This is a genomic window from Rhodanobacter sp. UC4443_H10, assembly GCF_052978325.1.
Genome location: NZ_CM129668.1, coordinates 3,218,920 through 3,239,286 on the forward strand (window position 1 = coordinate 3,218,920; position 20,367 = coordinate 3,239,286).

The 20,367-nt window shown below is 69.8% G+C and carries 22 protein-coding genes and 1 pseudogene; 21 read left to right on the top strand and 2 right to left on the bottom strand.

Features of this window, described 5'->3' with window-relative positions:
• Positions 1–205: 205 nt before the first annotated feature.
• Together ACVCMB_RS14565 and trhA are read left to right on the top strand one after the other, a co-directional pair.
• Positions 206–634 carry a hypothetical protein gene (locus ACVCMB_RS14565; RefSeq protein ID WP_395121327.1) on the top strand — a complete coding sequence of 143 codons (429 nt, stop codon included), beginning with the start codon at positions 206–208 and terminating at the stop codon, positions 632–634.
• 94 nt (positions 635–728) lie between these two features.
• Positions 729–1,397 (top strand): PAQR family membrane homeostasis protein TrhA, encoded by a 669-nt coding sequence (gene trhA / locus ACVCMB_RS14570; RefSeq protein ID WP_395116158.1) that lies wholly within the window; start codon positions 729–731, stop codon positions 1,395–1,397.
• Positions 1,398–1,406: 9 nt separating this feature from the next.
• On the opposite strand, the gene ACVCMB_RS14575 is transcribed toward trhA, so the two are convergent.
• Positions 1,407–1,889 (bottom strand): DUF456 domain-containing protein, encoded by a 483-nt coding sequence (locus tag ACVCMB_RS14575; RefSeq protein ID WP_447105492.1) that lies wholly within the window; start codon positions 1,887–1,889, stop codon positions 1,407–1,409.
• A gap of 198 nt (positions 1,890–2,087) precedes the next feature.
• Positions 2,088–2,864, bottom strand: coding sequence for a ferredoxin--NADP reductase (locus ACVCMB_RS14580; RefSeq protein WP_447105493.1), 777 nt, complete (start codon positions 2,862–2,864; stop codon positions 2,088–2,090).
• A gap of 409 nt (positions 2,865–3,273) precedes the next feature.
• Here ACVCMB_RS14580 and ACVCMB_RS14585 point away from each other — a divergent pair, with 409 nt between their 5' ends.
• The 19 genes and pseudogenes from ACVCMB_RS14585 (at position 3,274) to ACVCMB_RS14675 (ending at position 20,357) form a co-directional block, all read left to right on the top strand.
• On the top strand, positions 3,274–4,254 hold the full coding sequence (locus tag ACVCMB_RS14585) for a sigma 54-interacting transcriptional regulator (RefSeq protein ID WP_447105494.1): 981 nt from the start codon (positions 3,274–3,276) through the stop codon (positions 4,252–4,254).
• Positions 4,255–4,517: 263 nt separating this feature from the next.
• The gene (locus tag ACVCMB_RS14590) at positions 4,518–5,963 is read left to right on the top strand and encodes a C2 family cysteine protease (RefSeq protein ID WP_395116166.1); all 1,446 of its coding nucleotides are present in this window, start codon (positions 4,518–4,520) and stop codon (positions 5,961–5,963) included.
• Between the two features lie 243 nt (positions 5,964–6,206).
• Positions 6,207–6,482: a hypothetical protein gene (locus ACVCMB_RS14595; protein ID WP_447101027.1), complete on the top strand. Its 276-nt coding sequence runs from the start codon at positions 6,207–6,209 to the stop codon at positions 6,480–6,482.
• 37 nt (positions 6,483–6,519) lie between these two features.
• A complete protein-coding gene (locus tag ACVCMB_RS14600; RefSeq protein ID WP_447105495.1) occupies positions 6,520–8,037 on the top strand; it encodes a phage tail sheath family protein in 1,518 nt (505 codons plus the stop codon).
• A 10-nt stretch (positions 8,038–8,047) separates the two neighbouring features.
• Positions 8,048–8,575 (top strand): phage tail protein, encoded by a 528-nt coding sequence (locus tag ACVCMB_RS14605; RefSeq protein WP_395116172.1) that lies wholly within the window; start codon positions 8,048–8,050, stop codon positions 8,573–8,575.
• A 5-nt stretch (positions 8,576–8,580) separates the two neighbouring features.
• Positions 8,581–9,315, top strand: a complete 735-nt coding sequence (locus ACVCMB_RS14610) for a T4 family baseplate hub assembly chaperone (protein ID WP_447105496.1) — start codon at positions 8,581–8,583, stop codon at positions 9,313–9,315.
• Positions 9,312–10,058, top strand: coding sequence for a hypothetical protein (locus tag ACVCMB_RS14615; protein ID WP_447105497.1), 747 nt, complete (start codon positions 9,312–9,314; stop codon positions 10,056–10,058). Before ACVCMB_RS14610 ends, ACVCMB_RS14615 begins: the two co-directional genes overlap by 4 nt.
• Entirely contained in the window at positions 10,055–11,299 is a 1,245-nt protein-coding gene (locus tag ACVCMB_RS14620) for a DUF4255 domain-containing protein (RefSeq protein WP_447105498.1), read from the top strand. The genes ACVCMB_RS14615 and ACVCMB_RS14620 overlap by 4 nt, the downstream gene beginning before the upstream one ends.
• Positions 11,296–13,446 carry an ATP-binding protein gene (locus ACVCMB_RS14625; protein ID WP_447105499.1) on the top strand — a complete coding sequence of 717 codons (2,151 nt, stop codon included), beginning with the start codon at positions 11,296–11,298 and terminating at the stop codon, positions 13,444–13,446. The genes ACVCMB_RS14620 and ACVCMB_RS14625 overlap by 4 nt, the downstream gene beginning before the upstream one ends.
• Positions 13,443–13,730, top strand: coding sequence for a hypothetical protein (locus ACVCMB_RS14630; protein WP_447105500.1), 288 nt, complete (start codon positions 13,443–13,445; stop codon positions 13,728–13,730). The genes ACVCMB_RS14625 and ACVCMB_RS14630 overlap by 4 nt, the downstream gene beginning before the upstream one ends.
• A 1-nt stretch (position 13,731) precedes the next feature.
• Entirely contained in the window at positions 13,732–14,553 is an 822-nt protein-coding gene (locus ACVCMB_RS14635; protein WP_395116184.1) for a hypothetical protein, read from the top strand.
• Entirely contained in the window at positions 14,546–16,681 is a 2,136-nt protein-coding gene (locus tag ACVCMB_RS14640; RefSeq protein WP_447105501.1) for an eCIS core domain-containing protein, read from the top strand. The genes ACVCMB_RS14635 and ACVCMB_RS14640 overlap by 8 nt, the downstream gene beginning before the upstream one ends.
• Positions 16,682–16,733: 52 nt before the next feature.
• A complete protein-coding gene (locus ACVCMB_RS14645) occupies positions 16,734–17,390 on the top strand; it encodes a hypothetical protein (RefSeq protein WP_447105502.1) in 657 nt (218 codons plus the stop codon).
• Between the two features lie 22 nt (positions 17,391–17,412).
• Positions 17,413–17,496: pseudogene (locus ACVCMB_RS14650) on the top strand (peptidoglycan-binding protein); the annotation flags it as partial.
• Between the two features lie 45 nt (positions 17,497–17,541).
• Positions 17,542–18,027, top strand: a complete 486-nt coding sequence (locus tag ACVCMB_RS14655) for a M15 family metallopeptidase (protein ID WP_447099491.1) — start codon at positions 17,542–17,544, stop codon at positions 18,025–18,027.
• 42 nt (positions 18,028–18,069) lie between these two features.
• Positions 18,070–18,390 carry a LysM domain-containing protein gene (locus ACVCMB_RS14660; RefSeq protein WP_447101018.1) on the top strand — a complete coding sequence of 107 codons (321 nt, stop codon included), beginning with the start codon at positions 18,070–18,072 and terminating at the stop codon, positions 18,388–18,390.
• On the top strand, positions 18,383–19,519 hold the full coding sequence (locus tag ACVCMB_RS14665) for a hypothetical protein (RefSeq protein ID WP_447105503.1): 1,137 nt from the start codon (positions 18,383–18,385) through the stop codon (positions 19,517–19,519). The genes ACVCMB_RS14660 and ACVCMB_RS14665 overlap by 8 nt, the downstream gene beginning before the upstream one ends.
• A complete protein-coding gene (locus ACVCMB_RS14670) occupies positions 19,516–20,022 on the top strand; it encodes a phage baseplate assembly protein V (RefSeq protein ID WP_447105504.1) in 507 nt (168 codons plus the stop codon). Before ACVCMB_RS14665 ends, ACVCMB_RS14670 begins: the two co-directional genes overlap by 4 nt.
• A gap of 8 nt (positions 20,023–20,030) precedes the next feature.
• Complete coding sequence (locus ACVCMB_RS14675) at positions 20,031–20,357, top strand: hypothetical protein (RefSeq protein ID WP_447110572.1); 327 nt, start codon at positions 20,031–20,033, stop codon at positions 20,355–20,357.
• Positions 20,358–20,367 lie beyond the last annotated feature (10 nt).

Consider the following 20,367-nt stretch of genomic DNA (forward strand, 5'->3'; position numbering starts at 1 on the left):
CACGCGGCTCGCGCCGGGGGATCGTGCTGTCGCGCCTGCAGCCTATGCCTGTTGCGCCGACGCGCGCAAGTGGACGGCTGGACGTCCATCTGCCGCCAGGCCTCGCGTACGGCGATCGGCGAACGACGCAGGTGGCATCGGGCGCAACCTCTGCGACAATCGTCCCGCGGCGACGGGCCGATTCCACGGGAGCCAAGGCATGCGCATGAACATCTGGTGGGCCGCGGGTCTGCTGGCGGCGGCGTCGATGCTGTCGGTATCGACGGCGCGGGCGGGCGACATCTCGTGCAAGATGACGTTCCAGCTGTCCGGCTGGTCGGTGTTCTACAAGACTGCCAAGGGCACCGGCACGGTCCGTTGCAGCAACGGCCAGAGCCTGCAGGTGAAGCTGCGCGCCAAGGGCGGCGGGCTGACCTTCGGCAAGACGAAGATCACCGACGGCATCGGCAAGTTCACTGGCGTCAGCAACGTGCGCGACGTGCTGGGCCACTATGCCGAAGCGGTGGCGCACGCAGGCGCGGAGAAGTCGGCGGCGGCGCAGGTGCTGACCAAGGGCAATGTCTCGCTGGCGCTCAGCGGCAAGGGCGAGGGCTGGAACCTCGGCGTGGCGTTCGGCGCGTTCATCATCGAATAGCGACACCGCGCGTGCGACCCTGTGCCAAGGCATGCAGGGGCGCACGTGCGCGATCAAGGTGTGTCGGCGCACCCCGCGCCACCGGAGGTTTCCGATGTCCGCCACGTCCGGCGCAGTCATTCCCAGCTACAGCTTCGGCGACGAGCTGGCCAGCAGCATCATCCACGGGCTGGGCATCGTGCTCAGCATCGCCGGGCTGGCCACCCTGGTCGCGTTCGCGGCGCTGCACGGCAATGCAGTGGCGGTGGTCGCCTGCGCGGTGTTCGGCGCATCGCTGGTGCTGCTGTACACCGCCTCCACGCTCTACCACTCGATCCCCGCGGCGGGTGCCAAGCCCACCCTGCGCGCACTCGACCACATCGCTATCTACGTGCTGATCGCCGGCACCTACACGCCGTTTACCCTGATCGCCCTGCCGGCCACATGGGGCTGGAGCCTGTTCGCGGCGGTATGGGCGCTGGCGCTGGCCGGCAGCGCGCTGGAGCTGGGCCTGCTCAAGCGCTACCACAAGCTGGCGGTGCTGCTGTACGTGGGCATGGGCTGGATCGGGATGGTCGCGTTCAAGCCGCTCAGCGAACACCTGCAGGCCGGCGGCACCGCGCTGCTGCTGGCCGGCGGGCTGGCCTACACGCTGGGCGTGCCGTTCTACCTGTGGCGGCGGCTGCCGTTTCACCACGCGCTCTGGCACCTGTTCGTGCTGACCGGCAGCGTGCTGCATTTCCTTGCGGTGTTGCTGTACGTGATCCCCGGCCCGCAGCGCTGAGAGGCGTGTTCAGCCCAGCAGCATGGCCAGGCCGAACAGGCCGACCATCAGGAACGACAGCACCAGCTTGAGCAGCGTGCCGAACAGGAGCCCGAGCCAGGTACCCACGCCCACGTGGGTCGCGCGCAGCACGCTGTTGCCCGAGGACAACTCGCCCAGCAGCGCCCCCACGAACGGCCCCAGGACCAGGCCGGGGATGCCGAAGAACATGCCCACCACGGTGCCGATGCCGGCGCCCCACAACGCGCGCCGGCTGGCGCCGACGCGCTTGGCGCCCAGCGCGCTGGCGACGAAATCGACGACCACCCCGACCGCGCCGATCGCGCCGATGGCCAGCAGCCACCACAGCCCGAGATGGCGGTAGCCATCCACCGCCGCCGCCAGCCAGATCCCGCCGAACACCATCGGAATGCCCGGCAGCACCGGCAACACCGAGCCGGCCAGACCGCCGAGCATCAGCAGGGCGGCGAGGATGTAGAGGGCAATGTCCATCGCGGAGTTCCGTTGGCGCGGTCACGCGGGAGTCACGGCCGCACGGCCATGGGGGTGGGGACACTATGGCATGCAACCGCGCGCCGTTCGCACCATTCGCGGCCGTGGCCGGTCATCGGCGAACTGCAGGAACGCACCGTGTGCGCGATGCTTGCTTTTACGTGACGACCAGGTTGCGCACAGGGTGCGCTCCCGCAGCTATTTCTCGACGAAGGCGCGTTCGACCACGTAATCGCCCGGCTCGCGCGTGCGCGGCGAAGCTTCGAAACCGCGGCCGTCGAGCAGGGTGCTGAGGTCGTCGAGCATGGCCGGGCTGCCGCACAGCATCACGCGGTCGGTTTTCGGGTTGAGCGGCGGCAGCCCGGTGGCCGCGCTCAGCGCGCCGTCGACGATCGCATCGGTGATGCGGCCGTGGTGGCGGAACGGCTCGCGCGTGACGGTGGGGTAGTAGATCAGCTTCTCGCGTACCAGCTCGCCCAGGTATTCGTGCTGCGGCAACTCGTGCTCCAGGTAGTGCGCGTAGGCGAGATCGTCGACGCGGCGCACGCCGTGGGCCAGCACGATCCGTTCGAAGCGCTCGTAGGTGTGCGGGTCGCGAATGATGCTGAGGAACGGCGCCAGGCCGGTGCCGGTGCCGAGCAGGTACAGGTTGCGGCCGGGCTTGAGGTCGCCGAGCACCAGCGTGCCGGTGGGCTTGCGCGTGACGATCAGCGGGTCGCCGGGCTTGAGGTGCTGCAGGCGCGAGGTCAGCGGGCCGTCGGCGACCTTGATCGAGAAGAACTCCAGGTGTTCCTCCCAGCTGGCGCTGGCGATGGAATAGGCGCGCATCAGCGGGCGGGTTTCCGCCTCCAGGCCGATCATCACGAACTGGCCGCTGTCGAAGCGGAAGCCGGGGTCGCGGGTGGTGCGGAAGCTGAACAGCGTGTCGTTCCAGTGCTGCACGTCGATCACGTGCTCGGTTGCCATGGCCACCATCAGGGGGTTTCTCGTCCGGGTGATCGGCGGCGCAGGGCGCCGGCCGTCGGGTTGCAGGAGGTCGTGGCCGCGGCCATGCAGCGGGGCGCGAAGCGCGCGGCGGTCAACCTGCAAGGATACGCCAGCACCCCGGTGATCGCCGAATCGGATTCCGTGACGGGTTGCCGCATCCCCCGTGCGGGCATCGTGTATCAGGTGATCGTAGGTCGCCGCCTACATCCTTGGCCTCCCGCGGATGGCAGCAGACGCGTTCTTGAACTACAGCCGCCGGCTGCGCATACTGCGACCGTTGCTCCGATCCGGCGGCGCCAGGCCGGACGGGAAGGAAGCCAGGGGGATTCCTAGGCACGCCGATCACGGCGCGGCGGGGTTTTCTTGAGGTCGACTTCGGGAGCTGATGATGCCGATCATGATCGGCCAATCCCAGGCAATCGTCGCGGTGCGCGCGCAGTTGCAGCGCTTTGCCGCCTGCGACGTGCAGGTGCTGATCGAGGGCGAAACCGGCACCGGCAAGGAAGTCGCCGCGCGCGAAATCCACTACGCCAGCGCTCGCCGGGATTTTCCCTTCGTGCCGGTCAATTGCGGCGCCATCCCGGACAGCCTGATCGAGAGCGAACTGTTCGGCCATGGCCGCGGCGCCTTCACCGACGCCAAGGTGGCCCAGCCCGGCCTGGTCGACCATGCGCGCGGCGGCACCCTGTTCCTGGATGAGGTCGATGCGCTCTCGGCCAAGGGCCAGGTGACCTTGCTGCGCTTCCTGCAGGACAGCGAGTACCGCCCGGTCGGCGGCGGTGCCATGCGCACTTCGGATGCGCGCATCATCGCCGCCACCAACAGCTGCCTGGCGCGGCAGGTGGAGGCCTGCCGCTTCCGGCGGGATCTGCAGTACCGGCTCAATGCGCTGTACCTGCAGTTGCCGCCGCTGCGCGAGCGAGAGGGAGACGTTGCCCTGTTGGCGCAGCATTTCCTGCACGCGGTGGCGATTCGCCTGCACGGCCCCTTCAAGCACTGGAGCGAGCCGGCGATGGCGGCGCTGCAGGCACATGCCTGGCCGGGCAACGTGCGCGAGCTGGACAACGTCGCGCTGCGTGCCTACATGTGCAGCGACGACGCCATCGTCGGCCTGACCGCGCTGGCCGCAGCCGATCCGGCCTTCATCGGTCCGCGACCGCAGCCGCGGCGGCGGGCGAACGAACCGGAGCTCGGCTTCCGCGTGGCCAAGACCCGTGCGATCCACCAGTTCGAGCACGACTACCTGGTGCAGCTGATGCAACGTGCCAGCGGCAACATCAGCGCCGCCGCGCGGCTGTCCGGCACCGAGCGTCGCCAGCTCGGCAAGCTGCTGGTCAAGCACGGCATCGGCATCAAGGCTTTCCGCACCCGCCAGTGAATTTCCGAGGCCGCCGCGGCCGCGGGTGCGCCGTTACCCATGGCGCGCGCGGAACGGGTCAGCACTGCCCCGGCATCGAGCCGCGGAATCGTTCGCGCCCACCTGCCGCGCCATTTTTCGTCCTCCGTTCCATGGCATGCCTGTTGCCAGTCCAGCGATGGACTGGCGCCGCGGGGAGGTGACGAATCCCGCCGAGCCGGCCCCGCGTCGCGATCGTGGCTTCCGGGCCGCGCAAGGCGCGCCACCTGGCCGGGGAGAACGAGATGGCAACGTCGAAAACCAGCAAGTCGAAAACCGCATCCAGCCGACCCCCTGCGCGGTCGGCATCGGCCCGTGCGCGCACCGCCGCGGCCAGCGGGGGACAAGGGCAGAACTGCGCGGTGATCAACCCCTACGCACTGGCCGAGCTGGTCGCCGGCCAGCCGATTCCGTGGAACGAGGTTCCCGATGTGCCCCGCGTGCTGGAACAGGTGCTGGCCACGCCCTACGAGGAGCTGTTCGATCCCAAGTTCGGCGGCCCGCTCTACATCGGCATGGCACTGGACGCGAACCTCAAGCTGGTGCCGCAGCGCTCGCCGCTGCTCGACCTGCCACCGCGCGGCGAAGGCAACGACGCCACCGGCGGTGGCCTGGAGAGCGTCGACCAGTACGCCACGCTGGCCGCGCTGGCCAGGGCGGGCGCGCTGAAATCCATCCTGGACTGGCCGATCCTGTGCGCCGACCTGTCGCGCTTCGCGCGACTGCAAGTGGTGCTGCGATTGCCGCCGGCGCTGCGCGACTCGCAGCTGGGCAACGCGCTGTCCGCCGACGTGGTGCGTGCGATCACCGTCGACACCCACCTCGTCAAGCAACTGGCCGTCACTGGCTGGACGCCGCCGGGCGCGCACTGGGCCGCATCGGGCGACTTCTTCAACGAGACTGCCGAGTTCTTCGATCCGGTGCAGGGCGCCGTGGCCAATTGCTATTACATCGCGGCGCTGTCGGCGGTGGCCTGGGCCACGCCGTTCCGGCTGGCGCACCAGACCCGCGCCACCGGCCCCAGCCAGGCGCAGTTCAACGACCAGATCAGTTTCTGCGAGCCCGACTCCGGTGGCACCCTGGACCGCGCGATCCAGGTGACCGAAGCGGTGCCGTTGACCGCGGGCGGCTACCCGATCTACTGCCGCTCCAGCGAAAGCGGCGAGAGCTGGCCGGCCATCTACGAGAAGGCCTACGCCAAGCTCAAGACCGGCACCGCCACCGACATGCCCGACATCACCCAGACCGCCTGGGGCGATTGCGTGTGGGCCACCGCCCAACTCAACGGCGGCACGCGTCACTACTACAACACCGCCGACCACAGCGCCGACGAGCTGTGGCAACTGCTGCGCTCCAACTGCCTGTCGTATCGCACCTTCAATCCGATGACGGCGTGGACTTACTCGACCGGCGATGCGGCGCCCGACCATGTCGACTACGCCAGCGCCCACGTGGTGGGCTCGCACTGCTACACCGTGCTCGGCTGGGCGTACGCCCGGTGCCGGCGCTGGATCGTGCTGCGCAACCCCTGGGGCAACACCGAGGCCACCGCCAGCGTGCTGGACGCCACCATCTCGATGTACGACGTGAGCTGGTGGCGGCCAATCACGCTGAAGACCACCGATGGCGTGTTCGCGATGGAGATCGGCGCGTTCAAGAAATACTTCGCCGGTTTCGGCACCGCCCATTGAACGCGCCGTGGCCGCCCTCCGCACCAGTCCGAAGCCTGCGCCGCATCTGCCCCGTGGCAAGCGGCGCGGGAGAAGCAACCGGGCAAACCGGGTGCAATCGTTCGCGCTGCGCCTCGGGGCCGGGTCAGTCCTGACCCGGTCGCAGCGCAGCCGGCGGGGCCGCGGCCCGGCGCCATGCCGTTTTCACGCCGGCGGCCACTGGCACACTCGTTGCCAGAGTCGACGCAGATGCGGGATGTCGCCATGACCAAGCCCTCGACTAGCGGGTCCCCGGCAAGCGATGACGACGAGATTCGCCATTCGGTGCTGGCGTATCTGCAGGATCACCCGCGCGCGGCAGACACCTTGCGCGGCGTCGTCAACTGGTGGTTGCCGCAGCAGCGCTACGAGAACAGCCGCCAGCGCATCGAACAGGTGCTGGCGGCGCTGGTGGCGGAGGGCCTGCTGCATCGCGACCGGCTCCCCGATGGCGAGGTGTTGTACGCGTTGAACGAGCACCGGCGACCGCCGCCGCATTGATCGCCACAGGGGTTTTCACTTTCGGAGGACCGATCCCATGCCATCTGCGCTCACCTATCCGGGCGTCTACATCGAGGAAATTCCCAGCGGCGTGCGCACCATCACGGGGGTGGCCACGTCGATCGCGGCGTTCGCCGGCTGGGCGCCGCGCGGGCCGACCGGGCGCGCCGCCCTGGTGCTCGGCTACGCCGACTTCGCGCGCCAGTTCGGCGGCATCGACAGCCGCAGCCTGCTCGGCTACGCGGTCAACCAGTTCTTCGCCAACGGCGGCCAGCAGGCTTACATCGTGCGCCTGGTCGACGCCAGCGCGAAGGCGGCCAAGGTCACCCTCGACGGCAAGCTGCTGCTTGCCGCGAGCAGCGAAGGTCTCTGGGCCAACGACTTCGCCGTGGTCATACGGAAATCGAGCTTCGACGCCAGCCGGTTCCGCCTGAGCGTGGTGAACTGGCAGCTCGACCCTGCCGGCGTGGCGGTGGAGACGTTCGACAACCTGTCGATGAGGGCCGACGACGCCCGCTTCGTCACCAGCGTGCTGGCCGCGCAGTCCGCCTACGTCACGGCTGCGGTGCAGGGTGGAGCCACCGATCCGCCCGCGGATACCGCGGCCGGCAACATTCCCGACGGCGCGAAGCTGGCCGGCGGCGCCGACGGCACGGTGCTGGCGCCGAACGACCCCGCGTTCGAGACCGCCCTGCTGCCGCTGTCCGGCACCGGTGGTCTGTACCAGCTCGATCGCGTCGACCTGTTCAACCTGCTGTGCGTGCCCGGCGAAACCGGTACCGGCACGATCTCCGCCTTGCAGAAATTCTGCCGCGATCGCCGCGCGTTCCTGATCGCCGACAGCGCCGATGGCACCACCTTCGACACGCAGAAGGACGGCCCCGGCGACATCACCGGCGACGACGCGATCAACGCCGCGTTCTACTACCCGTGGATCATCGCCGCCGATCCGCTGCAGCAAAACCGGCCGCGCGCGTTCCCGCCCAGCGGCTTCGTGGCCGGCATCTACGCGCGCACCGACGCAGCGCGCGGCGTGTGGAAGGCGCCCGCCGGCAGCGAGGCCAGCGTGACCGGCGCGCTCGGCGTCGGCACCGTGCTCACCGATGGCGAAAACGGCGTGCTCAATCCGCGGGCGATCAACTGCATCCGCAACTTCCCGGTCTACGGCACCGTGGTGTGGGGCGCACGCACCCTGCAGGGCAACGACGAACGCGGCTCGGAGTGGAAGTACGTGCCGGTGCGGCGCACCGCACTGTTCATCGAGGAGAGCCTGTATCGCGGCACCCAGTGGGTGGTGTTCGAGCCGAACGACGAACCGCTGTGGTCGCAGATCCGCCTCAACGTGGGCGCCTTCATGCAGAACCTGTTCCGCCAGGGCGCGTTCCAGGGCAGGACGCCGGCCGATGCGTACTTCGTCAAGTGCGACAAGGAAACCACCACGCAGAACGACATCAACCTCGGCATCGTCAACATCGTGGTCGGCTTCGCGCCGCTAAAGCCCGCCGAGTTCGTGGTCATCCAGCTGCAGCAGATGGCCGGCCAGATCCAGTCTTGAGGATATCTCCATGGCTCAGTTCAGCGTCAATGCGCAGCGCTTCGATCCGTACAAGAACTTCAAGTTCCGGGTGAAGTGGGATGGCCGCTACGTGGCCGGCGTCAGCAAGGTGTCGGGCCTGAAGCGCACCACCGAGGTGGTCAAGCACCGCGAGGGCGGCGACCCCAGCAGCACGCGCAAGTCGCCCGGGCGCACCGAGTACGAGGCGATCACCATCGAGCGCGGCGTCACCCACGACACCGAGTTCGAGAAGTGGGCGAACAAGGTGTGGAACTTCGGCGCCGGGCTCGGCGCGGAAGTCTCGCTGAAGGACTTCCGCAAGGACCTGATCCTCGAGGTCTACAACGAGGCCGGCCAGCTCGCGCTGGCGTACAAGCTGTACCGCTGCTGGGTCTCGGAGTACCAGGCGATGCCCGACCTGGACGCGAACGCGAACGCGGTGGCGATCCAGCACCTGAAGCTGGAGAACGAGGGCTGGGAGCGCGATGTCGGTGTGTCGGAGCCGGCCGAGCCGAGCTTCACCGTACCCGCCGGCTGAGCGCCATGCACACGCCCACCCCCGCGCAGCTGCTGCAGGTCTGGGAACGCGGGGGCGACCCGTCCGCCGCGGCACGCGGACTGTTGCTGCTCGGCTGCAGCTGCGACGAATACTCCGCCGAAACGCAGGCGGCCTTGCCGCTGGGCCGGCGCGATGCGCTGCTGCTCGAATTGCGCGAGCGCCTGTTCGGCGCCGCGATCGACGCGGTGGCGGCGTGCCCGCAATGCGCGGCCACGGTCGAGGCGACGTTCCGCTGCGATGACCTGCGGCTGCCGGATGCGGACGCCGCCGCCTCCACGCTGGAGCACGCCGCGCACGGCATCCGCGTGCAGTTCCGCCTGCCCGACAGCCGCGACCTGCTGGCGCTGGAAAGCTGCGGCGACGCCGGGGCTGCGCGCGCCATGCTGCTCGAACGTTGCGTGCTCGCCGCGCAGCATGGCGGCGAATCGCTCGAGCCTCGCGGTTTGCCGCACGAGATGCAGGCGCAGATCGCGCAGGCGATGGCGCAGGCCGATCCGCAGGCCGACCTGCAACTCGCGTTGCGCTGCCCGGACTGCGGCCACGAATGGCAACCGTTGTTCGACGTCGCCCGCTTCCTGTGGCAGGAGCTGCACGCCTGGGCGCTGCACATGCTGCGCGAGGTGGACACGCTGGCCGCCAGTTACCACTGGGCCGAGGCCGACATCCTCGCGCTGAGCCCACGCCGCCGCCAGGCCTACCTGGAGCTGTGCGCGCCATGAACGATTTCCTCGACCGGCTGGCGGCACGCGCGATCGGCAGCGAAACCACGCTGGCGCCACGGCTGCCGTCGCTGTTCGAACCGCTGCAGCGCGCGCCGGTCATGCCGCCGGCCGACGAGAGCGAGGCACCCGCGCGCGCTCGCGAGGCGAGCCCGGCAGTGCCGCCAGTGCCGGATGTCGCACCGCCACCGCGCGCGCCGACCCATGCGCGCGAGTCGATCGAGTCACGTGCCGCCCGCGTCGCGCCGGTGGAACGCCCGGCGTTGCCGACGACGGCAGGCACCGCCGCCGATGTACCGCACGCGCCGATGCCGTCGCCACCGCGCGCGGCCTCGCCGGTGCGCGCCATCGGCGCCGAACAGGCCAGCACGCCGCCCACGCCGGAACGTCCGGCGGTCACTCCTTCACTCGCCTTCCCGCGCCCGCCGCGCGTGGCGCGCACTCGCCGGGAAGCCGCATCGGCGCCCGCACCGAACGGCGTCTTGTTGGCCGCACCAGCGCCGGTGTTTGCCGCAACCGGCGCGGCATCCACGCGATCCGAACGCACCGTCGCCGCGCGGGTCGCTGCCGCGCGAGCCGAAGGCAAGGCCGATGCAGCGCGCGAGCCGGTGGTACACGTCAGCATCGGCCGGCTCGAAGTGCGCGCCGCGCCGGCGGCTGCCGCGCCGCCGCGTCGTCGCGACGGCCCGCAGCCCGGCAGCCTCGACGACTACCTGCGCCAGCGCGGCAAGGCCTCGCCATGAGCAACGTGCTGGCCATCGCCGCGACCACGCGCACGCTGCGCAACCTGCTGCTGGCGCAGATGCCCGTGCTGGATGCGGAACTGAGCGACCTGGAGGTGACCCTGCAGCCGCCCGACGTGGCGCGCAAGGGGATCAGCAAGGCGCAGCTCAACCTGTTCCTGTACCAGGTGGTCGCCAATGCCGCCTGGCGCAACCTCGACCTGCCGGGGCAAGTGCGTCCCGGCGAGACCGCGCCGCCGCCGCTCGCGCTGAACCTGCATTACGTGATCACCGCCTGGGGTCGCGGCGAGAACGACAACGACGCGCTCAGCCACCGCGTGCTCGCCGCCGCGATGAGCACCCTGCACGACCGCGGCGTGCTCGACGGCAACGACATCCGCAACGCGCTGCCGGACAACGACCTGGCCGGCCAGATCGAGCGCGTGCGCGTCACCCCGCTGCCGCAGAGTGTGGACGAGTTGTCCCGGCTGTGGACCGCGTTCCAGACCAACTACCGTGCCTCGGCCGTCTACGAGGCGGCGGTGGTGTTGATCGACAGCCAGGCGGCGATGCGCGCGCCGCTGCCGGTGCTGCGGCGCGGCCCGCAGGATCGCGGCGTGATCGCCACCGCGTCCGCCGCCGCGGTGCTGGACGCGCTCGACTACCCGCGCCATCAGGCTGCCGTGCGCCTTGGCGAGGACATCGTGCTGAACGGTCGCCAGCTCGCGACGGATCATGCGCTGGCCCGCTTCAGCAGCCTGCGCCTGGACGCGCCGATCGATCTCGCGCCGCAACCCGGCGACGCGGCCGGCACGTTGCGCGTGCATCTCGCCGACACCGCCGACGATGCCGACGCCGTCGCGCGCTGGGCGCCGGGCATCTACACCGTGGCCCTGCTGGCGCAGCCGCCGGGACTGCCGCCGCTGCTCAGCAACGAGCTGCCGCTGGTGCTGGCGCCGCGCATCACGCTCGGCTCGCTCGCCGCCGCGGCCGGCGACTTCGCCTTGAACCTGACCTGCACGCCGCGCATCCGCGACGGCCAGCGCGTGTTCCTGCTGTTCGGCGATCGCCTGCTGGCGCCGACCAGCCTCGGCAACCCGGCCGACACGCACCAGCCGACCGCGCTGGTCTTCCAGCTCACCGGCGTGGCCGCGGGCACGTACACCGTGCGCCTGCGCGTGGACGGCGCCGACAGCATCCCGGTCGACTTCAGCGGCAGCGTGCCCGCGTTCGCCGCGGACCAGCAGGTGGTCGTGTCATGAACGACTACGCGCCGTGGCTGGAAGCGAACGACCGCTACCTCGCCGGTGCGCTGGCCGAGCTGCGCGCGCGGCTGGAGCGCGCCGCGCAACGGCACGACACGCCGCCAGCGGCACCGGCGGCGGCCACCGCGCTGATGGAATCCGCGCCGGCGGTGAGCGCGCCGGCCGGGCCCAAGCATTCCTGGGTCGCGCGGATCTTCAGCGGCCAGCACGCACCGCCGCCGCTCGCAGCGGCGAATGCCGACGAACCGCCCGCCGCCCGACCGCTCGTCGCCGCGGTGCCGGACGACGGCGTGGCCGCTGCCGCACCGGACGACGACGAGGGCGGCCACACCCCGGCGCTGGCCGTGCTCGCGAACCGCCTCGACCTGTCCGCGTTCGAGCGCGACGTGCTCCTGCTGTGCATCGGCATGGAACTGGACACGCGTTTCCCCGCGCTGTGCGCGCAGGCCCAGCACGATCCGGCGCGGCCGTATCCCACCTTCGCGCTGGCCTTCGCCGTGCTCGATGCGCCGAACTGGGATGCGCTGTCGCCGCAGCGGCCGCTGCGCTACTGGCGCCTGCTCGAGATCCACCAGCCCGGCGCGCAGCCGCTGATCGGCGCGGCGCTCAGCGCCGACGAGCGCGTGGTGAATTTCGTCAAGGGCATGAACTACCTGGACGACCGGCTGACGCCGCTGCTCACCGCCTTGCCGCCGGCCACGCTGCCGCCGTCGCAGCAGGCGGTCGCCGATCAGCTGCTGGACAGCCTGCACCACGTGCCGCCGGGCGAGCCGCTGCCGCTGGTGCAACTGCTCGGCAGCGACAGCGTCAGCAAGCAGGCGATCGCGCAGGCCATTGCCGCCGCGTTCGGCGCGCAGGCCTATCGCCTGTCGGCCGAGCTGCTGCCGGCCGCGGTCGCCGAACAGGAAACCCTGCTGCGGCTGTGGCAGCGCGAAAGCCAGCTGCTGCCGCTGGCGCTGTACCTCGACGCGGCCGAGGTCGAACACGGCGACGCCTCTGCCGCATGGGTCAGGCGTTTCCTCGCGCGCACCGGCGGGCTCGCCTTCGTCGACGCGCGCGAGCCGTGGGCGGGTGCGGCCACGCAGGCGCTCAGCGTCGACGTGGCCAAGCCCACCGCGGTCGAGCAGCGTTCGCTGTGGCAGCGCCTGCTCGGCGACGCCGCCGGCGCGCAGCCGCAGCAGCTGGCCGGCCATTTCGATTTCAACCTGGGCCGGATCGAGCAGATCGCGCACGGTGCGCTGGCGGCGGCCGAGGGCAAGCCAGCCGCGCTGGCGCAGACGCTGTGGCAGGGCGCGCTGGCGCATACGCGACCGGCATTGGATCAGCTCGCCCAGCGGATCGAGCCGAAGGCCAGCTGGGACGACCTGAAACTGCCGGACAGCGAGAAGGCCCTGCTGCGCCAGATCGCCGACCAGGTTGCCCAGCGCACCACCGTCTACGACGACTGGGGTTTCCGCCAGCGGATGAATCGCGGGCTGTCGATCAGCGCGTTGTTCACCGGCGAGAGCGGCACCGGCAAGACCATGGCGGCGGAAGTGCTGGCGCGCGAACTGGGCCTGTCGCTGTACCGCATCGACCTGTCGGCAGTGGTCAGCAAGTACATCGGCGAGACCGAGAAGAACCTGCGCAAGCTGTTCGATGCGGCCGAGGGCGGCGGCGCGATCCTGTTCTTCGACGAGGCCGACGCGCTGTTCGGCAAGCGCAGCGAAGTGAAGGACAGCCACGACCGCTACGCCAACATCGAGGTGAACTACCTGCTGCAGCGGCTGGAGTCGTTCAGCGGCCTGGCGATCCTGGCCACCAACATAAAGGGCGCGCTGGACAGCGCGTTCCTGCGCCGGCTGCGCTTCGTCATCAACTTCCCGTTCCCCGGCACGGCCGAACGCCGCGCGATCTGGGCCTCGGTGTTCCCGGCGCAGGCGGCGGTAGGCACGCTGGACTTCGACCGGCTGGCGCGGCTCGCACTCACCGGCGGCAGCATCCAGGGCATCGCGCTCAACGCGGCATTCATGGCGGCCAGCAGCGGCGTGTCGATCGGCATGCCGCTGCTGCTGGATGCCGTGCGCACCGAATACCGCAAGCTGGACAAGCCGATCAACGAAGCGGACTTCCGCTGGCTCGAAAGCGCCGGAGGCAAGCCGTGAACATCGAGCTGCACATCGAGCGGCTGGTGCTGGACGAGGCGCTGCTCGGCGGCGAACGCGCGGGCAACGTGCGTGCCGCGCTCGAAGGCGAGCTGGCCCGCTTGCTGACGCGGCCAGGCGCCGTCGACGCGCTGCGCGGTCTCGGCGCCGTGGCCACGCTGCCGGCGGCGACGCTGCCGGCGGCCAGCCATCCGCACGAGCGCCTCGGCGTGCGCATCGCCACGGCGGTGCAGCACGGCCTCGGCATCACGCCCGCCGCGCGCGTCGCGGGCAAGGAGCATTGACATGAAAGCGATCCCCAAACCCCGTCCCGACGGCATCGTGCGTTTCGGCAAACGGAAGGCCAGACGCGACGACCGCAACCTGATGTTCGCCGCCTTGCTGAAGGCACCGCCCGCGCTGCCGGCCGAATACGACTTCGACGTGGTCCACCACGGCATCCCCACGCCGATGTTCGGCAACGACCAGTACGGCGACTGCGTGATCGCCGGCCGCGCGCACCAGACCCTGCGCTTCGAGAAGGCCGAGCAGAACAAGCTGATCGCGATCAGCGACAACGACGTGCTGCACGAATACTTCGGTGAAACCGGTGGAGCGGACAGCGGCCTGGTCGTGCTCGATTCGCTGAAGGAATGGCGCAGCAAGGGCTGGCTCGCGGCGAAGCGGCGCTACAGGATCAAGGCCTTCGCGCAGATCGACCAGGCCAGGCGCAACGAGGTCAAGCGCGCGGTGTTCATGGACATCGGCGTCGGCCTCGGCTTCAGCCTGCCCGATGCGGCGCTGACCCAGTTCTATGCCGGCAAGCCGTGGGCGGTGGTGAGCGGCAAGGCCGGCCAGCCGAATCCGCGCAACGGCCACTACGTCTACGTGCCCGGCTACACCCGGAGCGGCCCGGTCTGCGTCACCTGGGGCCGCAAGCAGCAGATGAGCTGGGCCTTCCTCGTCAAGTACTGCGACGAAGCCTACGCGGTCATCGACGCGATCGACACCGCGAAGAAGAAGCGCGGACTGGATGCGGGCAAGCTCGACGCCTTCCTCGCCGGGTTGCGCAATACGAAGCGGGCGGCGAAGAGCGCGGCTACGCGCACCGGAGGCGGACGTGGCTGAGCGCAGCGCCAGTATGGCGGCGGCGCAGGTGGCCCCGGCGGCCGCCTTCGTGCTGCAGCGGAAGTGCGGCTGTGGCCGGCATGTGCCGGGCGGCGGAACCTGCGCCGAATGCGCCCGCAAGCGCCATCCCTTGCAACGCAAGGCCGGGCCATCCCTCGCGTCCGGCGCCCAGGTACCGGACGCGGTGCTGGCCGTGTTGCGTTCGCCCGGAACGCCGCTCGATCCGGCCGCCCGCCAGTACATGGAGCCGCGGTTCGGCCGCGATTTCTCCGCGATACGCGTGCATGCCGACGACAGTGCGGCGGCTTCGGCCAGGGCCGTGGGCGCGCTGGCATACACCGTGGGGCAGCACATCGTGTTTGCCGAGGGGCAGCTCGCCCCGCGCTCCGCCGCGGGGCGCCACCTGCTGGCGCACGAGCTGACGCATACCATCCAGCAGGGCACGTCACCGGCGTCGTTGAGTCCCCGGCTCGCCGTCGGTGCAGTGGATTCGAGCGCCGAAATCGAGGCGGATCGCGTTGCCGACCGGGTGGTGACCGGTGCCGCCGTGCCAGCCGTACGCGCCGCGCCTTCCGCCGCCTTGCAGCGCAAGCCCGGGCCGACCCTGGTCGACGCGCCCGCTCCCACCGACGCGGAACCGGATTTCAAATCGCCGCAGATGCGAGGTGGCCGAGGGCGTGCTGCCAGCGTCGATGGCGGAAAGCGTGGCGATGACCAGGTCGTCATTCGCATCATCCGCTATCTGTGTGCCTGCGCCGGACGCAACGTCACGCGCACCAGGGCATCCGCGCAGCTGACCCCGAATCCCGGCGTGACGCTGGAGATCTGCAGCGGCAAGGTCACCGCGCGGGTCACTGGCGACATCGTTCCCAAGACTCTCACGACGGGTACGGCGAAAGTCGGCGTGGACGTCAACGTTGCCGACAAAGTGAATGTCGGAGTCCAGGGGCAGGTTCAGAACATCGGCAAAGAACCGCAGGCCGGCGGTTCGGCGGACCTCCGCATCAAGCTGCCCAACGGCGGCCAGATCGGCGGCAGCGGCGGAGTCCTGAAGGGGACGCAGACAGGGAAAGTGGACTTGCAGGCGGGGGCCGGCTACGAAATGCCGGGTGGCACCAGGATCGGCGTTCAAGTAACCGATACGCCGGGCGGTCCCTTCACGATCACCGGTGGCGTGGGCGGAAATCTTCCCGGCCAAACCGTCAGCGACCAGACCTGCCGCGAATGCCGCTGCCCGGTTTCCTACCAGTGCTACGAGGACATTCCACCGCGCGATGTCCAGGAGCCGGTCACCGTGGATGTCGTGCAGCGCGGCCGGTTGCGCTACTACTTCAGTCTGGACAGCGACCGCGACACGCTTGATCCGCAGTTGAAGGGAGAGTCGAAGCACACCCTCGATGAGGTAGCGCAGCAGGTCGCGGCGGGAAGCCAGGTCAATTCCATCAGTGGCTATGCCTCGCCGGAAGACAACCGCGAAAAGCCCGAGCCGAACCAGAAGCTCTCGCTGTCGCGCGCACGGCGCCTGCGCGACCTGCTGGCCCAACGGCTCGGTACGCGCGTCCCGCTGCCGGCGCCGATGGCCGGCGGCGAACTGCTCGGGCGCGTGCCGACGATCGCGCCGGGCAGCAGCCTTGCCGACGCCATGCGCGACGTGGGCTTCGGCGATGCGGAAGACGTCACCCAGTTCCTGGTCGGCGGCGACATCCCCAACCCCCGGCTTGCTGATCAGTTCCTTGGCCTGCTCGATCGCGTCACCGACCCGGGTGAGCGGTTGAAGCTGTTCGGCGTGGCCGCCGATTCACCGGCGGCACCGAAGCTGCTGGCCGCGATCGAACAATTCCGCAAGAACCGGGGCCGGGGGCGTCGCCCATGGGAAGGCATCTTCGGCTACCTGCGCTACGCGACGGTCGAACTCGGCACCACGCACAAGGAACAGCACATGGAGCAGCACCGGACCAGCGGCTCGCTCACCCCCATGAACGAGGCGGCCTGCAAGCCCTATTCGCGCCAGGCGGAGGACGCGGGCAAGTTCGGCCCGGCCGAGAGGGAGCCGGACAGGAATGCCGATTGTCCCCTGGGCGAACCACGCAACCAGCCGGAGACCGCAAAGCAATGCAACTACGACTGATTCTGCATGGGCCGGGCCGGCTGGACCGCTTGCCTGGCTGCGGCGGCCAGCCATGAGCACCTTCCCCGGCTCCCCGCGCATTCTCAAGGGCGGCATCGTGCTGATCGATGCGGCCAGCTCGGCGGTGTTGCGGGTGATCGCGCTGCAGTACAACCCCGATTCGCTCACGCGCTCGCTGCAGGTGCAGGCGGTCAGCGCGGATGGCGGCGATCGTTCCGAGGTGCTGCGCCTGAAGGGGCCGCCGGTGGAGACGCTGAAGCTGGAGGCGGAGATCGACGCCACCGACCAGCTGGAATTTCCGGAGCAGAACGGCGGGGTCGCCGAGTCCGGCATCTTCGCCCAGCTGGCCGCGCTGGAGACGATGGTCTATCCGAGCAGCGGCCAGCTGCGCGCGAACGACCTGCTGGCGCAGATCGGCACGCTGGAGATCGTGCCGATGGAGACGCCGCTGGCGCTGTTCGTGTGGAGCAAGTCGCGCATCCTGCCGGTGCGCGTCACCGAGTTCGGCATCACCGAAGAGGCGTTCGACACGGCGCTGAACCCGATCCGCGCCAAGGTCAGCCTGGGCTTGCGCGTGCTGTCGGTGAACGACGTGCCCTCCGGGCACAAGGCCGCCAGCCTGTTCATGAGCTACCTGCAGCAGAAGGAGCGCCTGGCCGGCGGTGCGGGCGGCCAGCTGTCCGCGCTCGGCTTGAGCGGCGTGCCGTGAATACCCCGCGAACACATCGGAGAGCGACATGCGTATCGAGGAAATGATTGCCGCCGTACAGCAGGCCCTCGGCGTGGAGGTGGACGGCAAGGCCGGCCCGCAGACCTGGGGCGCGATCTACGCGCGGCTGGTGGACAAGAAGATCGATCAGATGAAGCCGGCCGAAGCCGTTTCGCCGGTGGACGATCGCAGCGAGAAGGTGATCGCCACGCTGCTGCCGCAGGTGCGCCCGATTGCGCGCGCCCTGGTGCAGAAGGCGGCTGCCGCCGGCATCAGCATCCGCGTGATCAGCGGCTTGCGCAGCTACGAGGAGCAGGCGGCGTTGTATGCGCAGGGGCGCACGGCGCCGGGGAAGAAGGTGACCAACGCGCGCGCCGGCTACTCCAACCACAACTTCGGCATCGCCTTCGACATCGGCGTGTTCGAGGGCAACCGCTACCTGCCGGAGTCGCCCAAATACAAGGCGGTCGGCGCGCTGGGCATGGACCTTGGCCTGGAGTGGGGCGGCAACTGGAAGACCATCGTCGACCAACCGCACTTCCAGTTGCGGCCCGCCTGGGCGGCGGACGAAAGCGAACAGCAGATGTTGGCCGAGCTGCGATCCCGGAGGGATCGCGGCGAGGCGGTGTACGCCTGACGGAACCGGGTCGATCGACACGCCCGCGACGGAGAAGCCTCCATGACCTCGAATTTCCCGCCCACCAGCCGCTACGCGCTGACGCCCACGACCAGCCTCGTGCGCGCCGACGGCAGCATGGTGACGTACCTGAAGCGCCGCTTCGTGCCGCCGCCGGAAAGCCTCGCCCTGCTGCAGTGGCATCGCGTGGTGCAGGGCGAGCGGCTGGACAACATCGCGGCGAAGTACCTGGGCGATCCGGAACAGTTCTGGCGGCTGTGCGACGCGAACCGCGCGCTACGGCCGGAGGAGCTGACCGAAACCATCGGCAGGAAGCTGCGCATCACCTTGCCCGAAGGCATCCCGGGGGTGCCGCATGCTTGAGGGAATCCACCTGACCTTGCTGGTCGGCCCGGTGGTGCCGGTGCCGGTGCCGCAGCTCGTGCTGGATGCGCTCACCCAGGTCGAGGTGAATGCGCCGGACGAGGGCGCGGGCGCGTTCACTTTGCAGTTCACGCTGAGCGTGCGCTCGCCGCTGCACACGCTGTTCCTGCTCTCCGGCGGCGGCGTGGTGCCGCTGCTGCGGGTGATCGTGGTGGCCACGGTGAACGGCATGCCGCAGGTGCTGATCGACGGCGTGGTGACCCGCACCGAAGTGCTGCCCGGCGCGGACCAGCGCCACACCACGCTGCAGGTCACCGGTGACGACCTCACCACGGTGATGACCAAGCTCGAATTCTCCGGCCTGCCCGGGGTGCCGTACCCGGCGATGCCGGCCGAGGCCATCGTGGCGCTGCTGCTGGCCAAGTACGCCTTCCTCGGCATCGTGCCGCTGGTGATCCCGAGCATCGCCATCGACGTGCCGATCCCGACTCAGCGCATTCCCACCCAGCAGGGCAACGACCTGGAATACATCCGCCTGCTGGCCGAGCGCGTCGGCTACGTGTTCTATCTCGATCCCGGTCCGCTGCCCGGCACGAGCACCGCGTACTGGGGGCCGAAGATCAAGGTGGGCGTGCCGCAGCCGGCGCTGAACGCGGACATGGACGCGGCCAGCAACGTCGACGAGCTGAGCTTCAGCTACAACGGCAACGCGCGGCAGTTGCCGGTCGTCTACATCCAGAACGAGCAGACCAAGGTGCCGCTGCCGATTCCGATCCCGGATGTCGGCCCGCTGAATCCGCCGCTGGGGCTGGTCGATCCGCCGCCGCAGCAGTTCCGACCGCTGGACGAGACCGCGAAGTATTCGCCGCAGCGCGCGATGCTGCTGGGCATGGCCGAGGCGGCAAAATCGGCCGACACCGTCACCGGCAAGGGCAGCCTCGACGTGGTGCGTTACGGCCGCGTGCTGCAGCCGCGCCAGCTGGTCGGCGTGCGCGGCGTGGGGCCCGCATTCGACGGCCTGCACTACGTCAGCCAGGTGCGTCACACGATCAGGCGCGGCGAGTACAAGCAGAGCTTCGAGCTGTCGCGCAAGGGACTGGTCTCCGCCGTGCCGCTGGTGCTGCCATGAACAAGTTCTTCGGCAAGTACCGCGGCACCGTGATCCAGAACGTGGACCCGGAACAGCGCGGCCGCATCCAGGCGATGGTGCCGGACGTGTCCGGGCTGATCCCGTCGAGCTGGGCGATGCCGTGCGTGCCGATCGCCGGCAAGCAGAGCGGCGTGTACGTGGTGCCGCAGATCGGCGCCGGCGTGTGGATCGAGTTCGAACAGGGCGATCCGGATTATCCGGTATGGGTCGGCGGCTTCTGGGGCAGCGCGGCGGAAGTGCCCGCGCTGGCCTTGGCCGGCAATCCGGCCAGCCCGAGCGTGGTGCTGCAGTCGGGTCTGCAGAACACCATCGCGATCAGCGACGTGCCGGGGCCGGCCGGCGGCATCCTGATCAAGAGCGTCACCGGCGCGATGATCATGGTCAACGAGGTCGGCATCACGATCTCCAACGGCCAGGGCGCCACCATCGTGCTCGCGGGGCCGACGGTGACGGTCAACAACGGCGCGCTGGTCGTGACCTAGGGAGATGCATGATGCCGGGCTTCCTCATCCATGTCGGCGCCAGCGTGCTCTGCTCGCACGGCGGCCAGGCGCAGGCCACCGCTCCGAATCCGCGCGTCACCGTCAGCGGCCAGCCCAGCGTGACGATGCCGGCGCCGTGGCTGGTTGCCGGCTGCGCGCTGCCGCCACCACCGGCGGCGAACGGGCCGTGCGTCAGCGCGCAGTTCGTCACCGCCGCCACCCGGGTGACTTCCAACGGACAGCCGCTGCTGCTCATCGACAGCCAGGCGATCTGCGCGCCGACCGGCACGCCGCTGCTGATCGTCGCCAGCCAGACGCGCGTCACCGCGATGTGAGGGTCCCATC

Coding starts and splice junctions, on each gene's coding strand:
- ACVCMB_RS14580 (WP_447105493.1), bottom strand. CDS start 2,864: ATGGTGGCCATGGCAACCGAGCACGTGATCGACGTGCAGCACTGGAAC.
- ACVCMB_RS14585 (WP_447105494.1), top strand. CDS start 3,274: ATGATCGGCCAATCCCAGGCAATCGTCGCGGTGCGCGCGCAGTTGCAG.
- ACVCMB_RS14615 (WP_447105497.1), top strand. CDS start 9,312: ATGAACGATTTCCTCGACCGGCTGGCGGCACGCGCGATCGGCAGCGAA.
- ACVCMB_RS14610 (WP_447105496.1), top strand. CDS start 8,581: ATGCACACGCCCACCCCCGCGCAGCTGCTGCAGGTCTGGGAACGCGGG.
- ACVCMB_RS14635 (WP_395116184.1), top strand. CDS start 13,732: ATGAAAGCGATCCCCAAACCCCGTCCCGACGGCATCGTGCGTTTCGGC.
- ACVCMB_RS14620 (WP_447105498.1), top strand. CDS start 10,055: ATGAGCAACGTGCTGGCCATCGCCGCGACCACGCGCACGCTGCGCAAC.
- ACVCMB_RS14645 (WP_447105502.1), top strand. CDS start 16,734: ATGAGCACCTTCCCCGGCTCCCCGCGCATTCTCAAGGGCGGCATCGTG.
- ACVCMB_RS14605 (WP_395116172.1), top strand. CDS start 8,048: ATGGCTCAGTTCAGCGTCAATGCGCAGCGCTTCGATCCGTACAAGAAC.
- ACVCMB_RS14660 (WP_447101018.1), top strand. CDS start 18,070: ATGACCTCGAATTTCCCGCCCACCAGCCGCTACGCGCTGACGCCCACG.
- ACVCMB_RS14625 (WP_447105499.1), top strand. CDS start 11,296: ATGAACGACTACGCGCCGTGGCTGGAAGCGAACGACCGCTACCTCGCC.
- ACVCMB_RS14590 (WP_395116166.1), top strand. CDS start 4,518: ATGGCAACGTCGAAAACCAGCAAGTCGAAAACCGCATCCAGCCGACCC.
- ACVCMB_RS14655 (WP_447099491.1), top strand. CDS start 17,542: ATGAAGCCGGCCGAAGCCGTTTCGCCGGTGGACGATCGCAGCGAGAAG.
- trhA (WP_395116158.1), top strand. CDS start 729: ATGTCCGCCACGTCCGGCGCAGTCATTCCCAGCTACAGCTTCGGCGAC.
- ACVCMB_RS14595 (WP_447101027.1), top strand. CDS start 6,207: ATGACCAAGCCCTCGACTAGCGGGTCCCCGGCAAGCGATGACGACGAG.
- ACVCMB_RS14665 (WP_447105503.1), top strand. CDS start 18,383: ATGCTTGAGGGAATCCACCTGACCTTGCTGGTCGGCCCGGTGGTGCCG.
- ACVCMB_RS14600 (WP_447105495.1), top strand. CDS start 6,520: ATGCCATCTGCGCTCACCTATCCGGGCGTCTACATCGAGGAAATTCCC.
- ACVCMB_RS14565 (WP_395121327.1), top strand. CDS start 206: ATGAACATCTGGTGGGCCGCGGGTCTGCTGGCGGCGGCGTCGATGCTG.
- ACVCMB_RS14670 (WP_447105504.1), top strand. CDS start 19,516: ATGAACAAGTTCTTCGGCAAGTACCGCGGCACCGTGATCCAGAACGTG.
- ACVCMB_RS14675 (WP_447110572.1), top strand. CDS start 20,031: ATGATGCCGGGCTTCCTCATCCATGTCGGCGCCAGCGTGCTCTGCTCG.
- ACVCMB_RS14575 (WP_447105492.1), bottom strand. CDS start 1,889: ATGGACATTGCCCTCTACATCCTCGCCGCCCTGCTGATGCTCGGCGGT.